Raw genomic sequence first — 21,445 nt, 5'->3', positions numbered from 1 at the left:
TCGCTAGCATGGCCGCTATGACTGCTGCGGCGACCGCCATCGGAATCGACATCGGGGGAACGGGCATCAAGGGGGCCTCGGTGGACCTGGCCGCGGGCACTCTGCTCAGCGACCGGATGAAGCTCGCCACTCCCCCGGGCGGCACGCCGAAGGACATCGTCGCCACCGTCCAGCAGATCCTCGAGAAGATCCCGGACCTGCCCTCGGACACCCCGGTCGGCATCTGCTTCCCCGCCGTCGTCGTCCACGGACGGACGATGTCGGCGGCGAACGTGTCGGACGAGTGGATCGGCCTCGAGGCCGAGAAGCTGTTCGAGGACGCGATCGGCCGGAACATCTTCTTCGTCAACGACGCCGATGCGGCGGGCTACGCCGAGTCGCGCTTCGGAGCGGCGAAGGACAAGGAGGGCCTGGTCATCATGACCACCCTCGGCACCGGCATCGGGACGGCGCAGATCCACGACGGGATCCTCATCCCCAACGCCGAGCTCGGCCACCTCGAGATCCACGGCGGCGACTACGAGAAGAAGGCCTCGTTCGCCGCCAAGGAGCGCGACGACCTCGACTACAAGCACTGGGCGAAGCGCCTGCAGCGCTACTACTCCCACCTCGAGGCGCTGCTCTGGCCCGATCTCTTCATCGTCGGCGGCGGCATCTCCAAGCACCACGACGAGTTCCTCCCGCTGCTCGACCTGCGCACCCCGATCATCCCGGCGGCGCTCCGCAACAACGCCGGCATCCTCGGCGCGGCCGCGCTCGCAGGGCGGGGCTGAGTCTTTTTCCTCGGCGGTCCCCGCCCGCCGAGGCGCGGTCGGCCTCGGGAGGTGACGCGTTCCGGGGAGCGGGGTGCGGACGGCTACGGCGAAACGCTGGCACGCGTTTCGCCGGTTCGCCTGGTGCGTGGCGCCATGGCGGACGGACGTGATCAGACTTTCAGGGTTCAGCGGTCGCGGTGAGCCAGGACGGGGGCGGGGGCACCTGGTCCTCGGCGGCGATCCGCAGCGGCGTGTCAGGACCGTCCTCCGGGGTCGGCGCCTGCCGGACGTCGTGCTGCACCGCTTCGTCCGCAGGAGGCAGCGCGAGAGATGGACCGCGCCAGTCCTGTCGAGTGGCGGCGCAAGGATGTATCGAGACCCGGGAACCGCCACGGCAGGCCGTCGCGCTGCCTGCGGGCGGGAGCGCGAGCTCGGCGACCGGCGGAGACGCGAGATGCCCCGCCGGGGCGGGGCATCTCGTGGCGAAGGGGTCGGCTGATACGCCGGGTTCTGTTCACGCCGCGCCTCTCGGCGGGCGCTGTACGGCCATCTCTCTCGGAGCCACGTCGCCGTGACCCTCCAGCGGTCTACCCGAGGACCCGACGAGCAGCCGCATCGTCCTCTGTCTGACCTTGCTCCGGGCGAGGTTTACCGAGCGGACCGGATCACTCCGGCCCCTGGTGGTCTCTTACACCACCGTTTCACCCTTACCGCCGGCCGGAGCCGACGGCGGTCTGTTCTCTGTGGCACTGTCTCGCGGGTCGCCCCGGGTGGGTGTTGCCCACCGCCCTGCTCTGCGGAGCCCGGACGTTCCTCGGCACCACGGCTCTCGCCGCGGTGACGCGACCGTCTTGCCGGCCCGTTCGCCCGTCCAGTGTACGGCTCAGGCGAGGGTAGACTCCTCGCCGCGCACCAGGATGCAGCCGCTGTCGGGGCAGAGGACGACCTCGTCGGGAGCGGAGGCGCGGATCCAGGAGAGGTCCGACTCGGTGAGGGCTACGCCGCTCCCCTCCGACACCTTCCCGCGGAGGAGGGCCGCGCCGACTCCGTAGCGGGCGCGCTGCTTCTCGTACAGCTCGACCAGGTCCTCCGGAAGGGTCGTCACCAGGTCCGCCCGGTCCCGGGCGAGCGCCTCCTGCTTGTCGCGGAGCTTCTCGGCCTGCGCGTCGCGCTCCTCGGCGAGGGTCCCGAGCGAGGCGACGACCTCGTCGCGCTCGGCCTGAGCCGCGGCGACCTCGGACTCGATGCCCTCGATCCGCTCCATCAGGGTCAGCTCGATGTCCTCGAGGTCTCCCCGTCGCTTCACGAGGGAGGTGATCTCGCTCTCGAGCGCGGCGATGTCCTTGGCCGCGGATGCGGTCTGCAGGCGGTCGCGATCGCGGGTGAGCCGCTTCTCGACCACGCTGACGTCGGACTCGATGCGCCCGAGCTCGGTGCGCACGTCCTCGAGGCGCCCTGTGCGCTCGGCGAGGGAGCGGCGGGTCTCGTTGTCGCGGGCCTGCATCGCCTGGATCCGCGCGATCTGCGGGAGCGTCGCGAGGGCGTGGCGCAGCTGCGCGCCCCTCGTGTCCAGACTCGCCAGAGTCAGGAGTTCGCGCTGGTGTGCGGGGCTGGCTTTCACGTGGCGGTCCTCGTTCCCGGCACGCAGTACGGGCGCGCCGCGTCCATTCTCCCGTGCCCGCGGCGGGTCAGTGCACGATCGCGAAATCCCACGGGTCGGTACGGGTCTCGCTCACCTCGACGGTGACCGTGGGCAGGGCCTCCCGCAGCGCGGTCGCGGCGACGTCGAGCCACAGCCACTCGCTCGCCCAGTGCGAGACGTCGATGAGGGCGGGGCCGGTGCCGTGCAGGGCCTTCTCGCGCGCCTCGGACGCCGGGTGGTGCCGGAGGTCGGCGGTGATGAAGACGTCGCTCGTGCGGACGGCGGGGGCGTCCAGGAGCGAGTCCCCCGCTCCCCCGCAGAGCGACACTCGGCGCACGGGCGTCTCGTAAGCGCCCGCGGCCCGCACTCCCCCTGCGGTGGCCGGCAGGAGCTCGGCCACGGCTCCGGCCAGGCGTCCGAGCGTCACCTCCTCGGGCAGGTCGCCCACCCGGCCGAGCCCGACCGACGGGTCGGCGCCCGGGACGAGCGGAGTCGCGCCGGTCAGGCCGAGGCGGGTGGCGATCACGTCCGAGACCCCGTCCGCGACGATGTCGGCGTTCGTGTGGGCCGAGATCAGTGCGCAGCCGCCCCGGATGAGGTCCGCGAGCAGGCGGCCCTTGTAGCCGTCCTCGGCGATCGAGGTGACGCCGCGCAGCAGCAGCGGGTGGTGCGCGACCAGGAGCTGGTATCCGCCGTCGACGGCCTCCGCGACGGTGTCGGAGACCACGTCGACCGTGAGCAGGATCCGCTCCACCGCGGCGTCGGGGTCGCCGGTGACCAGGCCGGGCGCGTCCCAGCTCTCGGCGGCCGCCTCGGGCCAGAGACGGTCGATGACGGCGTGGACGTCGCGCAGTGAGGGCATGCGTCCAGGGTAGGGCCGCTCAGGGCGGGTGGTCGGTCTCCACGGCGCGGATCCCGGCGTCGGCCGCCGCGTCCAGGTCGGCTCGCGGGTGGTCGTCCGACTCCAGCAGGAGGACGGTGATGCCGCCGTACTGCTCGATCTCGAGCAGGCCCGCGACTCCGGAGGCGGCGAGCACGTGGCCGCCGATCCCTCCGGTGGTGTCGACGACGTGCGTGTGCAGGCCGGCGACGCTGATCCCCTGGAACGGCTGCGGGCCGACGAAGCCCAGCAGCGTGCCCTCGACGCCGGTCAGCCGGACCTCGTGCTGGTCGCGCATCGCGTCCGCCAGGCGGCGGTAGGGCTCCGCCTGCGCGATCGGCCGGCGCAGGGTCGGCGTCTCCGCCGCGCGCACAGGCGGACGCCGACGAAGCCGTCCGGGCCGGGCACGAGCGAGCGCACCGCGGCCAGTCCGCCAAGCGGCGTGATCGGGAGCCGTCGCGGCGCACGGTCGGTGGTCCGTGCTTGCCTGGGGACCATGAACGAGTACCTCCCCTGGGCCGTCGCGGCCGCCCTGCTCCTGGCCCTCCTCATCACGGTCGTCGCCGGCCGCCGACGGCGCACTGCGGCGAGAGCGGCGGCGGAGCAGGCCGCGGAGGAGGCCTCGGAGAAGCACCAGCGCACGATCGCCGAGCGCGACCGGAGCCACGAGGCGGCGCTCAAGGCACTGACGCGCGCGCGCGACGCCGAGCGCGACCTCAGTCGGAACGAGCTCGAGACGGCGCAGGAGGAGGTCGAGCAGACCCGTGACGCGCTCGCCAGGACCTGGAGCAGCGAGGCCGTCTCGCACACCCTGATCCGGGAGGCGTGCGCGTCGGCGGGGCTGTCCGGCGTCCTCGCCACGAACGTCGTCTTCGTACCGGTCGACGCGCGCACGACGCGCCGCTTCCTCGCGCAGATCGACCATCTGCTGCTCACCCGGCACGGCGCGCTCATCATCGAGGCCAAGTACTGGCAGGGGGTCGTCTTCGACGGCGTGCGACCCGGTACTGTCCACCCCTCCTACGGCGTCCTCCTCGACGAGGACGCCCTGCCCGAGGCCTTCGCGGTTCAGATCGCACCGGGGACGGTGTCGCGGTGGACGGTGCGCACGCATGTCGAGCAGCACGTCCCCGCCCGGCAGGTCCGGATCCAGGCCGCGAGGCTCAAGGAGTACCTGGCCCTGAACGGTCTGCCCACGCCGTGGTTCGAGACGGCCGTGCTCTACAGCCACCCCGACGTCAGGACGTACGCGCCCGGATGGCAGGGCACGGGAGCGGCACGGACGAGGATCGTGACGGGAGTCGACGAGCTGACGGACGCTCTGGCCGATCTCGCACGGCGCCCGGGCACCACGATCGGGGAGGACGCCTGGAGCGAGCTCTCCGGATTCCTCGCCGGATGCGGCGGCCATGTGGAGCCGGTCGGGCCGACCCGTGCATGACCAGCAGGGGGACCCGGTGGCCGGACGAGAACGGTCCTGGCTGGCCTGACCGGCCTGAGCCGGACAGGACGGCGCCAGACAGGACGACGCCAGACCCTGTAGCGCCGGGAACGACGAAGGTCCGCACTCCCGGAGGAGTGCGGACCTGTTCGGTGGATCCGAGGGGATTCGAACCCCTGACCCCCTGCATGCCATGCAGGTGCGCTACCAGCTGCGCCACGGACCCATGCTCTGTTCTGTCTTGCTTCGTGCTGTCTTTCGCTGTCTCCGCCCGGCGGAAGCAACTCGAATAAACTACAACACGATCCGCGTGAAGTGAAATCGAGCGCTGTCGCCGGGCGTGTTCGTCAGTTCGAGGACGTCGACGAGTCGACGGCGACGGGCTGCTCGAGGGTGAACGGCACCGTCGGGCAGTCCTTCCAGAGGCGCTCGAGCGAGTAGTACATGCGGTCCTCCTCGTGGAAGACGTGCACGACGAGGTCGCCGAAGTCGAGGAGGATCCAGCGGCCCTCCGCACGGCCCTCGCGGCGCAGCAGCTTGGCGCCGGAGTCGTTCAGGCGGTCCTCCACCTCGTTCGCGATCGCGACCACGTTGCGCTCGGAGCGGCCGGTGGCGAGGAGGAAGATGTCGACCAGCGGCAGCGGCCCCGAGACGTCGAGAGCGACGAGGTCCTCACCGCCCTTGGAGTCGGCGGCGGTGGCCGCGAGCTGGAGCAGGGCGCGGGCGGAATCGGTCGCAGTCATGAAGCCTTCAGTGTCGGTGGTGGAGATCAGAAGATGTTGAGCACGAAGCCGCCGATGAACAGCGCGATCGCGCCGACCAGCAGGACGGCCGCGGTGATCGCGAGGACCACCGGGACGCTCACGCCGGCGCGCTTCTGCGGCGCGATCATCGAGGTGCCGGCGGCGTGGGTGGAGACGGCGCTGGACGCCCGGACCGGCTCGGACTCGCCGGCGGGCTGCTCGCGGTCGATGCGGTCGACGTAGCGGTCCACATCGGGCGAATCGTAGAGGTTCGGGTGCTGGCCCGTGGAGCCGAGGCTGCGCGGGAGGTCGAACGAGCCGGTGACGAGGATCTCCCCCGTGTCCGTGCCGACGGTCGCGCCGGGACCCGTGGTCGGCAGGATCAGCGCGTTGGTGGTGGTGACGGCACCGGTGGCGGCGACTCCGCTCGCGATGAGGGAGTCGAACGAGGCGTCCACCTCCTCCTTCGACTTGCTGTCGAGCTCCTCGGTGATGGCGAGGTGCTCGATCGGCGGCTCGAAGCTCCCGGTGATCTCGGTGGCCTTCTCGTCGGCGATGTCGAGGGATCCCCCCACCGACGCGAAGAGCGCGGTGTTCAGATGCGGCTGCTCGGGCTGCTCGCCGGCCGTCGGCTGCTCGTCGTCCGCGTCCCGCTCGTCGGAGGCGTCCGCGGACGGCGTCTCGTCGTCGGAGGAGGAGCTCTCGATCTCGGCCTCGTGCACCTCGGCCTCATCGGCGTCCGCGGTCGCATCGGTGGCGGACTCGTCCGCCTCCTCCTCGGACGCCTCGGGGGCGTCCTCGGTGACGACGTCCTCGTCGCCCTCCGGCTCCTGCTCCGCTGCACCCTCGGGCACCGGCTCCGCGTCGCGGGACTCGTCGGCCGCCTCGACCACGGGGACCGCCCCGGTCGGCGGGAGCGCCGAGGCACGCTCGAGGGCGCCCTCGACGTCGTCGGAGCGCTCGTCGTCCGACCGCTCCTTGTCGGCGGCCGGCTCCGCCTCCGGTGCGGCGGCGACCTTCTCCGCCTGCTGCTGCGCCAGCAGTGCGCGCAGCTCCCGACGGGTCAGCTGGCGGCCCGTGGCGTTCTCGGTGGCGACGATCTCCATCGAGGAGGTGCGCAGGTCGGGCTCGCTCGCGGGGCTCGGCTCGACCGGGGTGATCCGCAGGGCCTGGGTGGGGGTCAGCACCGGCATGTCGCCGGCGGTGGTTGCGGTCGCGGTGGCAGCTCGGCGGGACGTCGTCGGAACGGCGGCGGTCGTGGCCGCACCGGCCTCGCGCCTCTCGCGCTCGCGGATCTCGCGCCGGGTGAGCGGCTTCTCCTCGGGCTGAACTGTCATGACGTGCTCCGATACAGGTGGTGCTTCGAGATGTACTGGACGACACCGTCGGGAACCAGGTACCAGACCGGATGACCCCGGTTGACGCGGCTCCGACAGTCGGTCGAGGAGATCGCCAGTGCCGGAATCTCCAACAAGGATACGTCCTGGGCCGGCAATCCCGAAACGTTGAGGACGTGCCCCGGCCGGCTGACGGCGACGAAGTGGGCCAGCTCCCACAGCTCGTCGTAGTCCTTCCAGCTCAGAATCTGAGCGACCGCGTCCGCGCCGGTGATGAAGAACAGCTCGGCGTCGGGGTGCGCGGCGTGGATGTCGCGCAGGGTGTCGATCGTGTAGGTCGTGCCGATGCGGTCGACGTCGACGCGGCTGACGGTGAAGCGCGGGTTCGACGCCGTCGCGATCACCGTCATCAGGTACCGGTGCTCGGCGGAGGTCACCGTCTTCTTGTGCCACGGCTGGCCGGTGGGCACGAAGACGACCTCGTCCAGGTCGAACGACTGGGCCACCTCGGAGGCGGCGACCAGGTGACCGTGGTGGATCGGGTCGAAGGTGCCGCCCATCACGCCGATGCGCGGACGCCGCGGGCCTCCGCTCGCGGCGGACGTCACGATCGCTGGGCTCCCCGCCTAGTGTCCGTGACCGTGCTGGTCGTGGGAGCCGGCGCCGGTCTTGTGCGAGTGGCGGTTCGCCACGTCGCGGTAGCTCCAGGTGACGAAGCCGAGGGCCGTGAAGGCGACGGCGGCGATCAGGCCGAAGACGATCGGGGGGAACGGCAGCTCCGTGTGGGCCGCTGCTTCGGCGAGGACGGTCGTCGCGAGGGACATGCAGTGCTCCTTGGAGGTCGTGGTCGCCCCGGCGGGGCTCCGACGAGTCTACCCGGACGCCGCTCGACGCCGGATCGCCGGTCCGGGCGCTAGGCGCGGACCTGTCCCGCGCCGCGCAGCAGCCACTTCGTGCTGGTCAGCTCGGGAAGACCCATGGGGCCCCGAGCGTGCAGCTTCTGCGTCGAGATGCCGACCTCGGCGCCGAACCCGAACTCCCCGCCGTCGGTGAAGCGGGTGGAGGCGTTGACCATCACGACCGCAGAGTCGACCTCGGCGAGGAAGCGCTCGGCGCTCCGGAGGTCGTTCGTCACGATCGACTCGGTGTGGTGGGTGGAGTACCGGTCGATGTGGGCCATCGCGGCGTCGAGGTCGTCGACGATCGCGACCCCGACGTCGAGCGAGTAGTACTCCGCGGACCAGTCCTCATCGGTGGCGGGCACCGCGTCGGGCCAGAGCGCCGCGACGCGCTCGTCGCCGTGCACGGTCACTCCCGCTTCCGCGAGTCGGCCGAGGACGGGCGGGAGGAGGCGCTCGGCGGCGTCGCGGTGGACGAGGAGGGTCTCGAGGGCGTTGCAGGTGCTCGGACGCTGCACCTTGGCGTTGTGGACGATGTCCACGGCCCACTGCTCGTCGGCACTGGCGTCGAGGAAGACGTGGACGACTCCGGCGCCCGTCTCGATCACGGGGACCGTCGACTCCGTCACGACCGACTCGATGAGGCCCGCGCTCCCCCGCGGCACCAGGACGTCGACGTAGCCGCGCGCTCGCATGAGGGCCTTCGCGCCCTCGCGGCCGTGGTCGTCGACCGTCTGCACCAGCTCGGCGGGCAGGCCCACGGAGGCGACGGCCTCCTGCAGCAGCTCCACCAGGACGCGGTTCGTGTTCTCCGCGGCCGTGCCTCCACGCAGGATCACGGCGTTCCCGCTCTTGAGGGCGAGCGCCGCGATGTCGATGGTGACGTTCGGGCGCGCCTCGTAGATCGCTCCGACCACGCCGAACGGGACCCGCACCTGGGTGAGGGAGGCGCCGTTGGGCAGGTTCGATCCCCGCACCGTCTGCCCGACCGGATCGGTGAGCCCGACGACCGCGACGACGGCGTCGGCGAGGGACCCCAGGCGCGCCGCATCGAGGCGGAGGCGGTCCTGCAGGCCCGGGCTCATCCCGCTCTCGCGACCCCGCTGGAGGTCGAGCTCGTTCGCCGGGACGACGCGCTCGGCGCTCGAGCGCACCGCGTCGGCGATGGCGAGCAGAGCCCGGTTCTTGAGGTCGGTGGTCGCACTGCGGAGGGAGCGCGACGCGACGCGGGAGGCGGCGAACCGCTCGGTCAGCGCACTGCTGTCGGGGGTCGTCTGCGGCATCCGGCCAGTGTAGAGGCAGACGACCCCGGCGGCGGGAGTCAGCTCTCCTCGCCGGCCTCCGTGCTGTCGCCCTCGTCGGCGACGCGCCAGACGCCGCCCTGGCGCTCGCGCTCGAGCTCCGCGCGCGCCTCGGCCTTGGCGTCCATCCGCTCGAAGTAGTCCTCGCGACGCTCGTTGCGGGTCTTGCGCCGGTTGTCCTCGAGGCGGAGGTCCGTTCCGCGGGGCGCGGTGATGAGCTCGGCCGTCGAGGTGAGGGTCGGCTCCCAGTCGAAGACGACGCCGTCGCCGGGGCCGATGACGACGGTGGAGCCGGCGACCGCTCCAGCCGAGAACAGGCCGTTCTCGACTCCGAGCTTGGCCAGGCGGTCGGCGAGGAAGCCGACGGCCTCGTCGTTCGTGAAGTCGGTCTGCGCGACCCAGCGCACGGGCTTGGTGCCCAGGACCCGGTACACGTTGCCGTACGAGCCGCCCTCGACGCGGATCTCGAAGTCCTTCTCGTCCACGGCGCGGGGGCGGATGGTGATGCGCTCCACCCGCGGCACAGCGGCGAGCTCGAGGCGGTGCTTCTCGACGATCTCGGCGAGGGCGAACGTCAGCTGGCGGAGTCCCGAGTGGCTGACCGTCGAGATCTCGAAGACGCGGTAGCCGCGGCCCTCGAGGTCGGCCCGGACGAAGTCGGCCAGCTCCTGGGCCTCGGGCACGTCGACCTTGTTGAGCGCGATCAGCTGCGGCCGCTCGATCAGCGGCACCTGTCCGTCGCCGACGGGGTACGCCGCCAGCTCCCCGAGGATGATGTCGAGGTCGGTCAGCGGGTCGCGGCCGGGCTCGAGCGTGGCGCAGTCGAGCACGTGGACGAGCGCGGTGCAGCGCTCGACGTGGCGGAGGAACTCCAGACCCAGGCCCTTGCCCTCGCTCGCGCCCTCGATGAGACCGGGCACGTCGGCGACGGTGAAGCGCGACTCCCCCGCCTGCACGACGCCGAGGTTGGGCGCGAGGGTCGTGAACGGGTAGTCCGCGATCTTCGGCTTGGCCGCCGAGATCGCCGCGACGAGGCTCGACTTGCCCGCCGAGGGGAATCCGACGAGCGCGACGTCCGCGACGGTCTTCAGCTCGAGGACGACGTCGCCCTCCCAGCCCGGCGTGCCGAGCAGCGCGAAGCCGGGCGCCTTGCGCTTCGTGGTGGCGAGCGAGGCGTTGCCGAGGCCGCCCTGCCCGCCCGGAGCGATGACGAACCGGAGGCCGGGCTCGTCCATGTCGATCAGCTGGTCGCCGTCCGGCGACTTGACGACCGTGCCGACCGGGACGGGGAGCTCCATGAGCTCGCCGTTCCCGCCCGCGCGGTGGTCGCCCATGCCGGGACCGCCGTTCTCGGAGCTGCGGTGCGGGTGGCGGTGGTAGGCGAGCAGCGTCGTCGTCTGCGGGTCGGCGACGAGGACGATGTCGCCCCCGTGCCCGCCGTTGCCGCCGTCGGGGCCGGCGAGCGGCTTGAACTTCTCGCGACGGACGGAGACGCAGCCGTTGCCGCCGTGGCCGGCACGCAGATGCAGCGTGACGTTGTCGACGAAGGTGACCATGGTGTGAATCCGTCCGTGAGTGCGTGCGGCGCCGGGATGCCGGCGCCGGGGGGCTGTGCCCCGGTAAACGCGCAAGGGGCGAGCCGAAGCCCGCCCCTTGCGTCCTGTGCCTGTGCGGCCGAGGAGGTCGACCCTACTGGGCGGCCGCCACGATGTTGACGACCTTGCGGCCGCCCTTGCTGCCGAACTCGACAGCGCCCGCCGAGAGGGCGAACAGGGTGTCGTCGCCACCGCGTCCGACGTTCGCGCCGGGGTGGAAGTGGGTGCCGCGCTGGCGGACGATGATCTCGCCCGCGTTCACGACCTGGCCGCCGAAGCGCTTGACGCCGAGACGCTGCGCGTTCGAGTCGCGACCGTTGCGAGTGGAGCTCGCGCCCTTCTTGTGTGCCATTTCTCATCTCCTCGAGACCGGGGGGCCGCAGCCCCGTGCTGTTGCCCTGCAGGGCGATGGCTCGCTCCGCAGGTCAGCTCAATTCCTTTGCAGGACTACTTGATGCCAGTGACCTTGACGCGCGTGAGGTCCTGACGGTGCCCCTGGCGCTTCTTGTAACCGGTCTTGTTCTTGAACTTCTGGATGATGATCTTCGGACCACGGAGGTCCTCGAGCACCTCGGCGGTGACGGTGACGCCCGCGAGGGTCGCCGCGTCCGAGGTGATCGACTCACCGTCGACGAGCAGCACGGCAGGAAGCTGCACGGTGCCGTTCTCGTCGGCCTTGACGCGGTCCATCGTCACGATGGTGCCGACCTCGACCTTCTCCTGCCGACCGCCGGCGCGCACAACTGCGTAAACCACTTCTCGTACCTGTTTCTCGTCTGGACGGAGCGGAGGCCTCGTCCGGGGCTTGTAGGGACGGGGCTGAGCCCCGGTCTTCCGGTTCGTACCCGTCTCCTCACGACACGAGGGAACCGGCACCGCGGCCCGCGCCCCGTGAGGGGCGGAGCGACAACGGAAATCTGCGTGAGCACATGGATCGCGCCACACCAACGGTCAAGAGTACGGGATCCGCGCTCCACGGTCAAACGCACACGACTGCGAAGCCGTGTCCACCCGACCGGCGACCCCGTCACGATAGTCGAGGAGGAGGCACGTGGACGGACGGCGCGCCGCCTACGATCGGGGAATGGCCATCCTCGTCGACGCCGCGCGCTGGCCGGCGCACGGCCGGCTGTGGGCGCACCTCGTGAGCGACGTCTCGCTCGAGGAGCTCCACGACTTCGCGCGCCGTCTCGGCGTGCCCGAGCGCGGCTTCGACCTGGACCACTACGACGTGCCCGAGGAGCGGATCGACGAGCTCGTCGCCGCGGGCGCGGTCCCCGTCGGCGCGCGGGAGCTGGTCGAGCGGCTGAGGCGGAGCGGGCTCCGCGTCCGCGGGCGCGACCGGGACGCCGAGAGGGCCCGACGCCGGCTCTCGCCGGGCACCGGGCCCTCCTGACACCGGGTCGCGCTACTGGTCGGCGCGGCGCGGGGTCTGCTCGGGGATGACCGCGACTCCGGTGAGCGCGGCCGTCGTGACGCGCCGGCTCTTCGCACGGCCCTGGCCGGGCTGCTTCGGGGCCGGCAGAGCGTCGAGCACGGAGTCGAGCAGGTGCTCGGCGACCTCGCTGCGGACGCGGCGCGGAGGCGTGACCGGCGCGATCGGGATGTCGAGGATCGGCGCGGCAGCGGCCGGCTCGATCTCCTTCTCGACCGGGGTCTCGACGGGAGCCGACTCGACGGCCGCCGTCTCGGCGGCCTCCTGGCGCGGCTCGCGGTCGCGGCTGCGACGACGGCGCTCGCCCCGGGCGGGACGCTCGCCGCGACGGCTCGGCTCGGACGGCTGCTCCTCGGGTGCCGTGGCGGACTCCTCCGGCGCCATGGCCTCGACGGTCTCGGCGGCGTCCTCGACCAGCGCGGCCGCCTCCTCCGCCGCCTGGCGCACGGCCTGGGGGTGGATGGTGCTGGCGGCGATCTGCGCGAGCGCGTTCTTCGCGTCGTCCGTGATGGCGTGGGTGCTGACCGGCTTGGTCGCCGGCGCGCCCTGCCCGTTCTGCCCGCCGTTCGAGCGCCCGGAGGCGGCGGGCTGCTGCTCGCCGCCCTTGCCCCGGCGGCGCTGCTCCTGCTGCGGAGCGGCGGTCGACCGGTGCTTGAGCACGGGGTCGTGGTGGACGATGACGCCGCGCCCGGCGCAGATCTCGCAGTTCTCGCTGAAGGTCTCGAGCAGGCCCAGGCCCAGCTTCTTGCGGGTCATCTGCACGAGGCCGAGCGAGGTGACCTCGGCGACCTGGTGCTTCGTCCGGTCGCGACTCAGGCACTCGACCAGGCGGCGGAGCACGAGGTCGCGGTTGGACTCGAGCACCATGTCGATGAAGTCGACGACGATGATGCCGCCGATGTCGCGCAGGCGCAGCTGGCGGACGATCTCCTCGGCCGCCTCCAGGTTGTTCTTCGTGACCGTCTCCTCGAGGTTCCCGCCCGAGCCGACGAACTTGCCGGTGTTGACGTCGACCACCGTCATCGCCTCGGTGCGGTCGATCACGAGCGAGCCGCCGCTGGGCAGCCACACCTTGCGCTCCAGCGCCTTCTCGATCTGCTCCGTGATGCGGAACTCGTCGAACGCGTCCTTCTCACCCGTGTAGACCTCGACGCGCTCGAGCAGATCGGGGGCGACCTGGCTGAGGTAGAGCTCGATGGTCTCGCGGGCGTCGTCGCCGGCGATGACCATCTTCTCGAAGTCCTCGTTGAAGACGTCGCGGACGATCTTGATCAGCAGGTCCGGCTCGCTGTGCAGGAGAGCGGGAGCCTGCCCGGTCGCGGCCTTCGCGCTGAGAGCCGTCCACTGCGCGGTCAGGCGCTCGACGTCGACGGTCAGCTGCTCCTCCGTGGCGCCCTCGGCCGCGGTCCGGACGATGACGCCCACGTTCTCGGGCAGCACCTCCTTGAGGATCTTCTTCAGGCGGGCGCGCTCGGTGTCCGGGAGCTTGCGCGAGATGCCGTTCATCGAGCCGTTGGGCACGTAGACGAGGTAGCGGCCGGGGAGCGAGATCTGGCTCGTGAGACGGGCGCCCTTGTGGCCGACGGGGTCCTTCGTGACCTGGACGAGGACCCGGTCGCCGGGCTTGAGCGCGAGCTCGATCCGGCGGGGGCCGCCGGCGTTGTTCGCGGCGTCCCAGTCGACCTCGCCGGAGTAGAGCACGGCGTTGCGCCCGCGTCCGATGTCGACGAAGGCGGCCTCCATGCTCGGGAGGACGTTCTGCACGCGGCCGAGGTAGACGTTGCCGATGAGCGACGCCTCCTGCGAGCGGGCGACGTAGTGCTCGGCGAGGACGCCGTCCTCGAGCACGCCGATGCGGATGCTGTCCTCCTTGGAGCGGACGACCATGACGCGGTCGACGGCCTCCCGGCGGGCGAGGAACTCGGACTCGGTGACGACCGTGCGGCGCCGGCCGGCGTCGCGGCCGTCGCGGCGGCGCTGCTTCTTGGCCTCGAGGCGGGTCGAGCCCTTGATGCGCTGCGGCTCGGTGATGAGCTCGGGCTCGCGGGCCTCGCGCTGCTCGCGCGGCTCGCGCGGCTGGCGGACCCGGACGACGGTGTTCTCGGGGTCGTCGGAGCCGGACCTCTCGCTCTCGCCGCTGCGGCGGCGCGAGCGGCGGCGGACGGAGCCCTGCTCCTCGGCCGGGCTCTCGCGCTCCTCCTGGACGCCCAGCGGCGCACCGCGGGGAGGCAGCGGAGCCAGCTCGACGTAGTCGGGCAGGACCGGCGCCTGGAACAGCAGCGACGGGCTCGGCAGTGCGGGCCGTCGCGGCTCCTCCTGGTCGGCGACCGGGGTCTGCGGCAGGGCGTTGAAGAACACCGCGCCCGTCGACGTCGACGGCTCGGCCGCCTCCGCGGCGCTCCCGGTCTCGGGCAGCTCGATGCCCTCGGCTCCGGTCTGGTCGGTCTCGTTGCTGTCGATGATCGTCTCCCCTGTCGCTGGCGCGCTCGACTCGGTCCGCCGGGTCGCCCGGCGGCCACCGAAGAGGCGGCTGATCTTCCTGGCCCCGCTGCGGGGCTCGTCGCGGTCCGGATCGGATCCGCTCGTACTGTTGTCTTCCACCATTCCTGGTGCACTCCTCGGCCGGGTCGTCCGCCGCGTCGTCTTCCCGGATGCTTCTCTCGTGCGAGGGGCCTCGGCCCGCCGCGAATCCTTCCGCTCCCCCGGTCCCGTCGCGCTCGTGGCGCGGGACTCCGGTTGCAGCTGCACACTCGGAACTGACTATCCGACACGCGCTCCCCCGCGGTGCGACCTGCGGTCGACTCCCGGCGGAGCGGAGATCCGGCGCGTCCATTCGCGGAACGCTGTCGATCTCCTGTGGCCCGGTACTCGCCCGGTAAACCTTCTTCGCGTCGATGCGGGGTCCCCCGGACCGACGGCTCCGATTATCGCACGCATTCCCAGAGGCGCCGATCCGGCGCGTGCCATAATCCCCCGGTGTCCAGCGATCCCGGGGTGCGCGACGCCCCCACCCAGCAGCGCCCCGTCCTCTTCGCCGTCCTGCTGATCGTCCTCGGCGTGATCGGCTGGACCGCCGCCTTCGCTCTCACGAACGACAAGTTCGCCGCTCTCGAGAACCCCGATGCGGGCCTCGGCTGCGACTTCAGCCTGCTGGTGCAGTGCAGTGCGAACCTGAACTCGGCGCAGGGCGCGGTCTTCGGCTTCCCGAACCCTCTCATCGGCCTGGCGGCCTGGATCGCGCCGATCGTGGTGGGGCTGGGCCTGCTCGCGGGCGCCCGGTTCGACCGGTGGTTCTGGGCGGCCTTCAACGTCGGCTTCCTGCTGGCCCTGGTGTTCGTGGGCTGGCTCATCGCGACGAGCGTCTTCGCGCTCGGAACCCTCTGCCCCTGGTGCATGCTCACCTGGGCCGTCGTCATCCCGGGCTTCTGGCTGGTGACGCTCCGCAACCTCCGTGAGGGCGTGTTCCCCGTCCCCGCCGGGGTGCGCCGCTTCGCCGGTGCCGCCTACGGCTGGGTCCCGTTCATCACGCTGCTCTGCTACCTGCTGATCGCGGTGATCGCGCAGGTGAGGCTGAACGTGCTCGCCTACCTCTGACGGACGTCGTCAGAGGCAGGCGGCCGAGCGGCTCAGGCGAACCAGAGGCCGAGCTCGCGCGCGGCCGACTCCTCGGAGTCGGACCCGTGCACGAGGTTCTGCTGGACCTTGAGGCCCCAGTCGCGGCCGAGGTCGCCGCGGATGGTGCCGGGCGCGGCCGTGGTCGGGTCGGTGGTGCCGGCGAGGGCGCGGAAGCCCTCGATCACGCGGTCGCCCGCGATGCGCAGGGCGACGATCGGGCCGCTCTCCATGAACTCGACGAGCGGCTCGTAGAAGGGCTTGCCCTCGTGCTCCGCGTAGTGGGCGGCGAGCAGCTCCCGGTCGGCCTCGACGAGCTTCACGTCGACGAGGGAGTAGCCCTTCGCCTCGATGCGGCTGAGGATCTCGCCGGTGAGGTTGCGGGCGACGCCGTCGGGCTTGACGAGGACAAGGGTCTCCTGGGTGGCCATGGTTCAGCGGTCTCCTTCGGTGGGGTCGGTGGGCTCCGCCGCCCGGCGCGTCTGAGCGTCGAGGCGGGTGCCGGTCACCATGCAGTACGTCCACAGCGCCACGAAGGCGGCGCCGATCACGTACATGATCGGGACCAGCAGGCCCGAGGCCACGATAACGAACTGCAGCACCCAGCCGATGCGGAAGCCGACCGGCCGGTTCAGCAGGCCCAGAGTGGCGACGAGCGCGAGGCAGACCACCGCTCCCCCGACCAGCACGATCACGGGGTCGGCCGCCTTCAGCCCGAAGGCCACCAGGGTGGCGAGGAAGACGATGACCGCCTCGAAGCCGAGCACGATCGAGCCGAGGCTCTCCCGGACGGTCCGCGAGCGCCGCGGGCGCCCGGCCCTCACGCGCCCAGCCAGTTCTCGTCGCGGGCCGCGGTGATCGTGCGGCCGACGAGGGTGATCGAGCCCGTGACCAGCAGGGCGCCCTTGTCGGTGCGCGCCGCGAGGACGCGACCGGCCGTGAGAGCACCCAGCGGGTCGTCGGCGACGCGGACCGCCTCCTCCGGGAACACGGTGCGGGCGAGCGCGGCGAGCTCCTCGGCGGGCATCGCCCGATCGCTCGGCGCCGTGGTCACGATCAGCTCGTCCACCACGGGGCGGAGCTCCCGGAGGATCCCCTCGGCGTCCTTCTCGGCCAGCACGCCGAGGACGGCCGTCACGCGGTCGAAGTCGAAGTAGCGGCCGAGAGCGGCGGCGAGGGACGCGGCACCGTGCGGGTTGTGCGCCGCGTCGACGACGGTGCGCGGAGCGAGTCCGACGAGCTGCAGGCGGCCCGGGGAGGTCGCGGCGGCGAAGCCCTCGTCGAGGACGTCGCCGGTGAGCTCCTGCGTCCCGCCTCCCAGGAACGTCTCGACCGCGGCGACGGCCACGGCGGCGTTCTCGGCCTGGTGGTCGCCGAAGAACGGCAGCAGCAGCTGCTCGTACGTGGTGACGAGTCCCCGGACGGTGACGACCTGGCCGCCGACGGCGACGGTCGTCGACTCGACGTCGAACTCCGCCCCCTCGACGACGATCGTCGACTCGGTGGCCTCGGCCGCGTGCCGCAGCACCGCCTCCGCCTCCGGGACCTGCCTCGCGGAGACCACCGAGGCGAGCGGCTTGACGATGCCCGACTTGGTGCGCGCGATCTCCTCGATCGTCGAGCCGAGGCGGTCGGTGTGGTCGAGGGCGATCGGCGTGAAGACGGCGACCTGCGCGTCGGCGACGTTCGTCGAGTCCCACTCGCCGCCCATCCCCACCTCGACGACGGCCACATCGACCGGCGCGTCGGCGAAGGCCGCGTAGGCCAGGACGGTGATCGCCTCGAAGAAGGACAGCGGCGCCTCGCCCTGCTCGGCCAGCTCGGCGTCGGTCATCCGCAGGTACGGCTCGACGTCCTGCCAGTTGTCGGCGAGGCTCCGGTCCGAGATCGGCTCTCCGTCGATGACGATGCGCTCGTTGAAGCGCTCGAGGTGCGGACTGGTGAACAGGCCCACCCGCAGCCCGTGGGCGCGCAGCAGGCTCTCGATCATCCGGCTGGTCGAGGTCTTGCCGTTGGTTCCGGCGATCTGGATCACCGGGTAGGCGCGCTGCGGGTCGCCGAGGATCTCGACGGCGCGCCGGGTCGGAGCGAGGCGCGGGCGGACGCTCGCCTCGCCCAGGCGCTCCAGCAGCGCGGCGTAGACGGCGTCGGCGGCCGCGCGGTCGGCGTCGTCCGGCTCGAACGGATCAGACATCGGCGGCCTCGACCTTCTCGACGCGGATGATGGCGGTGCCCGCGGGGCCGAAGGCGATCGCGCCCTCGCCGCCCTCGAGAGCCGTGGTGAGCGGAGTGAACGCGCATCCGGTCGCGAGGGTCTCCTCCGCGATCCAGAGCGCGTGCGGCTCGAGCGCCTGCAGGCTCGGCTCGTCGAGCACGACCTCCAGGACGATCCGGTCGCTGACCTCGAACCCGGCCGCCTTGCGGGCGTCCTGCACCGCGCGGATGAGGTCGCGGGCGAGCCCCTCCGCTTCGAGCTCGGGGGTGGTCGCCGTGTCGAGGAGCACGAAGCCCCCGCGCGGGAGCAGGGCGATGGCGCGGTCGTCGCCGGCCGAGCCGCCGACTTCGAGCGTGAGCTCGTACTCGCCCTCGACCAGCTCGACGCCGCCGGCGGTGACGACGCCGTCCGTCTCGCTCCAGTCGCCGGCCTTGGCGGCCCTGATCACGGTCTGCACGCCCTTGCCGAGCCGGGGCCCGGCGGCGCGCGCGTTGACCGCGAGACGGGAGGTGACGCCGTAGTCGGCGGCGCTGGAGTCGACCAGCGGCACCAGCGACACCTCCTTCACGTTCAGCTCGTCGCGGAGGATCGCCTCGAACGGCGCGAGCTCGGCGGCGTCGGCGACCACCACGGTCAGGCGCGCGAGCGGCAGGCGGACGCGGAGCCCGGCCTGCTTGCGGAGGGAGAGCGCGGTGGACGAGATGCCGCGGACCGCGTCCATCGCGTGCACGAGCGCCGGGTCGGCGGGGAACTCGTCCGCCTCCGGCCAGTCGGTGAGGTGGACGCTGCGGCCGCCGGTCAGGCCCTGCCAGATCTGCTCCGTGACGAGAGGCAGGAGCGGGGCGGCGACGCGGCACACGGTCTCGAGGACCGTGTAGAGCGTGTCGAACGCCTCCGATCCGCGGCCGTCCTCGTCGACGCCCTGCCAGAAGCGGTCGCGGGAGCGGCGCACGTACCAGTTCGTGAGCACGTCGCTGAAGTCGCGGAGCGCGGCGGCCGCGAGCGTGGAGTCCAGCGCCTCGAGCCGGCCGGTCACGGTCTCGACCAGATCGCGGGTCTTGGCCAGCAGGTAGCGGTCGAGGACGTCCTCGGAGCCGGTGCGCCTGGTCGCCTCGTAGCCGCCGCCCGCCGAGGCGTTGGCGTAGAGGGAGAAGAAGTACCAGGTGCTCCACAGCGGCAGCAGCACCTGGCGGACGCCCTCGCGGATGCCCTCCTCCGTCACGACGAGGTTGCCGCCCCGGAGGACCGGGCTCGACATCAGGAACCAGCGCATGGCGTCGGAGCCGTCGCGGTCGAAGACCTCGGCCACGTCCGGGTAGTTGCGCAGCGACTTGGACATCTTCTGCCCGTCGTTGCCCAGCACGATGCCGTGGCTGACCACGTTGCGGAACGCCGGGCGGTCGAAGAGCGCGGTGGAGAGCACGTGCAGCGTGTAGAACCAGCCGCGCGTCTGCCCGATGTACTCGACGATGAAGTCCGCCGGGTTGTGGGTGTCGAACCAGTCCGCGTTCTCGAACGGGTAGTGCACCTGGGCGAAGGGCATCGATCCGGAGTCGAACCAGACGTCGAGGACGTCGCTGATCCGGCGCATCGTCGAGCGCCCGGTCGGGTCGTCGGGGTTCGGGCGGGTCAGCTCGTCGATGAACGGCCGGTGCAGGTCGTCCGGGCGCACGCCGAAGTCGCGCTCCAGCTCGTCCAGCGAGCCGTAGACGTCGATCCGCGGGTACTCCGGGTCGTCGCTCTTCCACACCGGGATCGGCGAGCCGAAGTAGCGGTTGCGGCTGATGGACCAGTCGCGCGCGCCCGAGAGCCACTTGCCGAACTGGCCGTCCTTGACGTTCTCGGGGACCCAGGTGATCTCCTGGTTGAGCTCCTCCATGCGGTCGCGGATCGCGGTGACGCGGACGAACCAGCTCGAGACCGCCTTGTAGATCAGCGGATTGCGGCAGCGCCAGCAGTGCGGGTACGAGTGCTCGTAGCTCGCCTGGCGGAGCAGCCGGTGGCCCGCGCGCAGGAGCTGCGTGAGGGGCTTGTTCGCGTCGAAGACCTGGAGGCCGGCGACCTCGCTGATCTGCGGCAGGAAGCGGCCGCCGTCGTCGACCGAGATGATGACGGGGATGCCCGCCGCCTCGCAGACCTTCTGGTCGTCCTCGCCGTAGGCGGGCGCCTGGTGCACGATGCCGGTGCCCTCGCTGGTGGTCACGTAGTCGGCGACGAGGATGCGCCACGCGTTCTGCGTGCCCCAGGCCTCGGTGTCCGCGTAGTGGTCCCAGAGGCGGTCGTAGCTGATCCCCTCGAGCTCGGAGCCGCGGTGGGTGCGCGAGACGGCGGCCAGGGCCGACTCCGCGTCCGGATAGCCGAGGTCCTTCGCGTAGGCGCCGACCTGGTCGATGGCGAGCAGGTACTCGGCCGAGAGCTCGCGCTCCTCGGGCTCGCCCCTGCCGTCGGCCGCGCCGTTCGGGCCGGCGGGGACGACCGCGTACTCGATGTCGGGCCCGACGGCGAGCGCGAGGTTCGTCGGCAGCGTCCACGGCGTCGTCGTCCACGCGAGAGCGCGGACCGCCGTCAGCTGGAGCGCCTCCGCCGTCTCGCCGACCAGCGGGAAGGTGACGGTGACCGTCTGGTCCTGGCGCATCTTGTAGACGTCGTCGTCCATCCGCAGCTCGTGGTTCGAGAGCGGCGTCTGGTCGCGCCAGCAGTACGGCAGCACGCGGTGGCCCTCGTAGGCGAGGCCCTTGTCGTAGAGCTGCTTGAACGCCCAGATCACCGACTCCATGAAGGTGGGGTCGAGCGTCTTGTAGTCGTCGTCGAAGTCGACCCAGCGCGCCTGGCGGGTGACGTAGTCCTGCCACTCCCCGGTGTAGCGCAGCACCGACTCCTTCGCGGCGGCGTTGAAGGCCGCGACGCCCATCTCCTCGATCTGGGACTTGTCGGTGATGCCGAGCTGCCGCTCCGCCTCGAGCTCGGCGGGCAGGCCGTGGGTGTCCCAGCCGAAGCGGCGGTGCACCTGGCGTCCGCGCATCGTCTCGAAGCGGGGGAAGACGTCCTTGGCGTAGCCGGTGAGGAGGTGCCCGTAGTGCGGCAGGCCGTTGGCGAAGGGCGGGCCGTCGTAGAAGACCCACTCCGGCGCTCCCTCGCGCTGCCGGATCGACTCCTGGAAGGTGTCGTCCGCCTTCCAGTACGCGAGCACGCGCTCCTCGATCTCGGGGAAGCGCGGCGACGGGGACACGCCCCGGCCGAACGCGGAGCCCTCGGCGGGCTCGGCTCCGTGCGGGGTGGGCGGGGTCAGGGGGTAGGTCACGTGCGGTCTCCTGGCAGTGCTGCTGGTCTGCACGAGGACGGCCCGCCCGGATCTCAGACCCCGGGCCGGGTCGCGGTACCACCTCGCTTGGACCGGTCGGCCGGTCGCTCCCGGAGGAGTGCCCGCTGACGCGTTCCCACTCGATCGGCTGTCACGGGCCGCACCCGTCCGGGTCTACTGGGCGCAGGCCGGAGCCGGCGCCGTTCTTCCGGAGACTCACCGGTGATGGCCGGGTCGAAGTCGTCCGGCGCTATCCTAGCGCGTCGGGGGAAGCGGAGCAGGAGCGGGT

The 21,445-nt window shown here is 71.8% G+C and carries 20 protein-coding genes, 1 tRNA gene and 1 other RNA gene; 4 read left to right on the top strand and 18 right to left on the bottom strand.

Going from position 1 to position 21,445, the window contains the following annotated elements; translation table 11 throughout:
* The first annotated feature begins 17 nt into the window (after nucleotides 1–17).
* Nucleotides 18–773, top strand: a complete 756-nt coding sequence (gene ppgK, locus C5D50_RS12135) for a polyphosphate--glucose phosphotransferase (protein WP_104239180.1) — start codon at nucleotides 18–20, stop codon at nucleotides 771–773.
* Between the two features lie 465 nt (nucleotides 774–1,238).
* Here the strand turns inward: ppgK and rnpB are convergent.
* The 4 genes from rnpB to C5D50_RS16600 all read right to left on the bottom strand — a co-directional run bounded on the left by rnpB (nucleotide 1,239) and on the right by C5D50_RS16600 (nucleotide 3,650).
* Nucleotides 1,239–1,617: RNase P RNA component class A (rnpB, locus tag C5D50_RS12130), an RNA gene on the bottom strand.
* 21 nt (nucleotides 1,618–1,638) lie between these two features.
* Nucleotides 1,639–2,376, bottom strand: coding sequence for a zinc ribbon domain-containing protein (locus tag C5D50_RS12125; RefSeq protein ID WP_104226713.1), 738 nt, complete (start codon nucleotides 2,374–2,376; stop codon nucleotides 1,639–1,641).
* Nucleotides 2,377–2,443: 67 nt separating this feature from the next.
* Nucleotides 2,444–3,259 (bottom strand): Nif3-like dinuclear metal center hexameric protein, encoded by an 816-nt coding sequence (locus C5D50_RS12120; RefSeq protein WP_104223674.1) that lies wholly within the window; start codon nucleotides 3,257–3,259, stop codon nucleotides 2,444–2,446.
* Nucleotides 3,260–3,278: 19 nt separating this feature from the next.
* Complete coding sequence (locus C5D50_RS16600; RefSeq protein ID WP_181137344.1) at nucleotides 3,279–3,650, bottom strand: acetolactate decarboxylase; 372 nt, start codon at nucleotides 3,648–3,650, stop codon at nucleotides 3,279–3,281.
* A 123-nt stretch (nucleotides 3,651–3,773) separates the two neighbouring features.
* Between C5D50_RS16600 and C5D50_RS12115 the strand changes: the two genes are divergently transcribed.
* Entirely contained in the window at nucleotides 3,774–4,718 is a 945-nt protein-coding gene (locus tag C5D50_RS12115) for a nuclease-related domain-containing protein (protein ID WP_146086926.1), read from the top strand.
* Between the two features lie 153 nt (nucleotides 4,719–4,871).
* Here the strand turns inward: C5D50_RS12115 and C5D50_RS12110 are convergent.
* From C5D50_RS12110 to rplU, 9 genes are all read right to left on the bottom strand, one after another.
* Nucleotides 4,872–4,944: transfer RNA gene (locus C5D50_RS12110), tRNA-Ala, on the bottom strand.
* Between the two features lie 121 nt (nucleotides 4,945–5,065).
* Entirely contained in the window at nucleotides 5,066–5,461 is a 396-nt protein-coding gene (gene rsfS / locus C5D50_RS12105) for a ribosome silencing factor (RefSeq protein ID WP_104223676.1), read from the bottom strand.
* Between the two features lie 26 nt (nucleotides 5,462–5,487).
* Nucleotides 5,488–6,798, bottom strand: coding sequence for a hypothetical protein (locus C5D50_RS12100; RefSeq protein WP_104283613.1), 1,311 nt, complete (start codon nucleotides 6,796–6,798; stop codon nucleotides 5,488–5,490).
* Nucleotides 6,795–7,406: a nicotinate-nucleotide adenylyltransferase gene (nadD, locus tag C5D50_RS12095; RefSeq protein ID WP_104223678.1), complete on the bottom strand. Its 612-nt coding sequence runs from the start codon at nucleotides 7,404–7,406 to the stop codon at nucleotides 6,795–6,797. Before nadD ends, C5D50_RS12100 begins: the two co-directional genes overlap by 4 nt.
* An 18-nt stretch (nucleotides 7,407–7,424) precedes the next feature.
* A complete protein-coding gene (locus C5D50_RS12090) occupies nucleotides 7,425–7,622 on the bottom strand; it encodes a hypothetical protein (protein WP_104223679.1) in 198 nt (65 codons plus the stop codon).
* A gap of 89 nt (nucleotides 7,623–7,711) precedes the next feature.
* A complete protein-coding gene (locus C5D50_RS12085) occupies nucleotides 7,712–8,980 on the bottom strand; it encodes a glutamate-5-semialdehyde dehydrogenase (RefSeq protein WP_104283612.1) in 1,269 nt (422 codons plus the stop codon).
* Between the two features lie 38 nt (nucleotides 8,981–9,018).
* Nucleotides 9,019–10,554 carry a GTPase ObgE gene (obgE, locus tag C5D50_RS12080; protein WP_104283611.1) on the bottom strand — a complete coding sequence of 512 codons (1,536 nt, stop codon included), beginning with the start codon at nucleotides 10,552–10,554 and terminating at the stop codon, nucleotides 9,019–9,021.
* 133 nt (nucleotides 10,555–10,687) lie between these two features.
* Nucleotides 10,688–10,945: a 50S ribosomal protein L27 gene (gene rpmA, locus C5D50_RS12075; protein WP_068209107.1), complete on the bottom strand. Its 258-nt coding sequence runs from the start codon at nucleotides 10,943–10,945 to the stop codon at nucleotides 10,688–10,690.
* A gap of 95 nt (nucleotides 10,946–11,040) precedes the next feature.
* The gene (gene rplU, locus C5D50_RS12070) at nucleotides 11,041–11,349 is read right to left on the bottom strand and encodes a 50S ribosomal protein L21 (protein WP_104223682.1); all 309 of its coding nucleotides are present in this window, start codon (nucleotides 11,347–11,349) and stop codon (nucleotides 11,041–11,043) included.
* 328 nt (nucleotides 11,350–11,677) lie between these two features.
* Here rplU and C5D50_RS12065 point away from each other — a divergent pair, with 328 nt between their 5' ends.
* Nucleotides 11,678–11,989, top strand: coding sequence for a DUF4031 domain-containing protein (locus C5D50_RS12065; protein ID WP_104226718.1), 312 nt, complete (start codon nucleotides 11,678–11,680; stop codon nucleotides 11,987–11,989).
* 12 nt (nucleotides 11,990–12,001) lie between these two features.
* Here the strand turns inward: C5D50_RS12065 and C5D50_RS12060 are convergent, their stop codons facing one another.
* On the bottom strand, nucleotides 12,002–14,632 hold the full coding sequence (locus tag C5D50_RS12060) for an Rne/Rng family ribonuclease (RefSeq protein ID WP_104283610.1): 2,631 nt from the start codon (nucleotides 14,630–14,632) through the stop codon (nucleotides 12,002–12,004).
* 372 nt (nucleotides 14,633–15,004) lie between these two features.
* Here C5D50_RS12060 and C5D50_RS12055 point away from each other — a divergent pair, with 372 nt between their 5' ends.
* Nucleotides 15,005–15,622 carry a vitamin K epoxide reductase family protein gene (locus tag C5D50_RS12055; protein WP_244230638.1) on the top strand — a complete coding sequence of 206 codons (618 nt, stop codon included), beginning with the start codon at nucleotides 15,005–15,007 and terminating at the stop codon, nucleotides 15,620–15,622.
* A 32-nt stretch (nucleotides 15,623–15,654) separates the two neighbouring features.
* Here the strand turns inward: C5D50_RS12055 and ndk are convergent, their stop codons facing one another.
* From ndk to ileS, 4 genes are read right to left on the bottom strand one after another with little or no spacing between them, the layout of a single operon-like run.
* Nucleotides 15,655–16,071, bottom strand: coding sequence for a nucleoside-diphosphate kinase (ndk, locus tag C5D50_RS12050; protein ID WP_104283609.1), 417 nt, complete (start codon nucleotides 16,069–16,071; stop codon nucleotides 15,655–15,657).
* Nucleotides 16,072–16,074: 3 nt separating this feature from the next.
* Nucleotides 16,075–16,464 carry a DUF4233 domain-containing protein gene (locus C5D50_RS12045; protein WP_258060376.1) on the bottom strand — a complete coding sequence of 130 codons (390 nt, stop codon included), beginning with the start codon at nucleotides 16,462–16,464 and terminating at the stop codon, nucleotides 16,075–16,077.
* On the bottom strand, nucleotides 16,461–17,834 hold the full coding sequence (locus C5D50_RS12040; RefSeq protein WP_104223687.1) for a folylpolyglutamate synthase/dihydrofolate synthase family protein: 1,374 nt from the start codon (nucleotides 17,832–17,834) through the stop codon (nucleotides 16,461–16,463). Before C5D50_RS12040 ends, C5D50_RS12045 begins: the two co-directional genes overlap by 4 nt.
* On the bottom strand, nucleotides 17,827–21,156 hold the full coding sequence (ileS, locus tag C5D50_RS12035; RefSeq protein ID WP_374954269.1) for an isoleucine--tRNA ligase: 3,330 nt from the start codon (nucleotides 21,154–21,156) through the stop codon (nucleotides 17,827–17,829). The genes C5D50_RS12040 and ileS overlap by 8 nt, the downstream gene beginning before the upstream one ends.
* Nucleotides 21,157–21,445 lie beyond the last annotated feature (289 nt).

Origin of the sequence: Rathayibacter sp. RFBD1 (assembly GCF_002932915.1) — a bacterium.
Classification (GTDB): domain Bacteria; phylum Actinomycetota; class Actinomycetes; order Actinomycetales; family Microbacteriaceae; genus Rathayibacter.
This window is presented reverse-complemented; position numbering and strand designations above follow the sequence as displayed.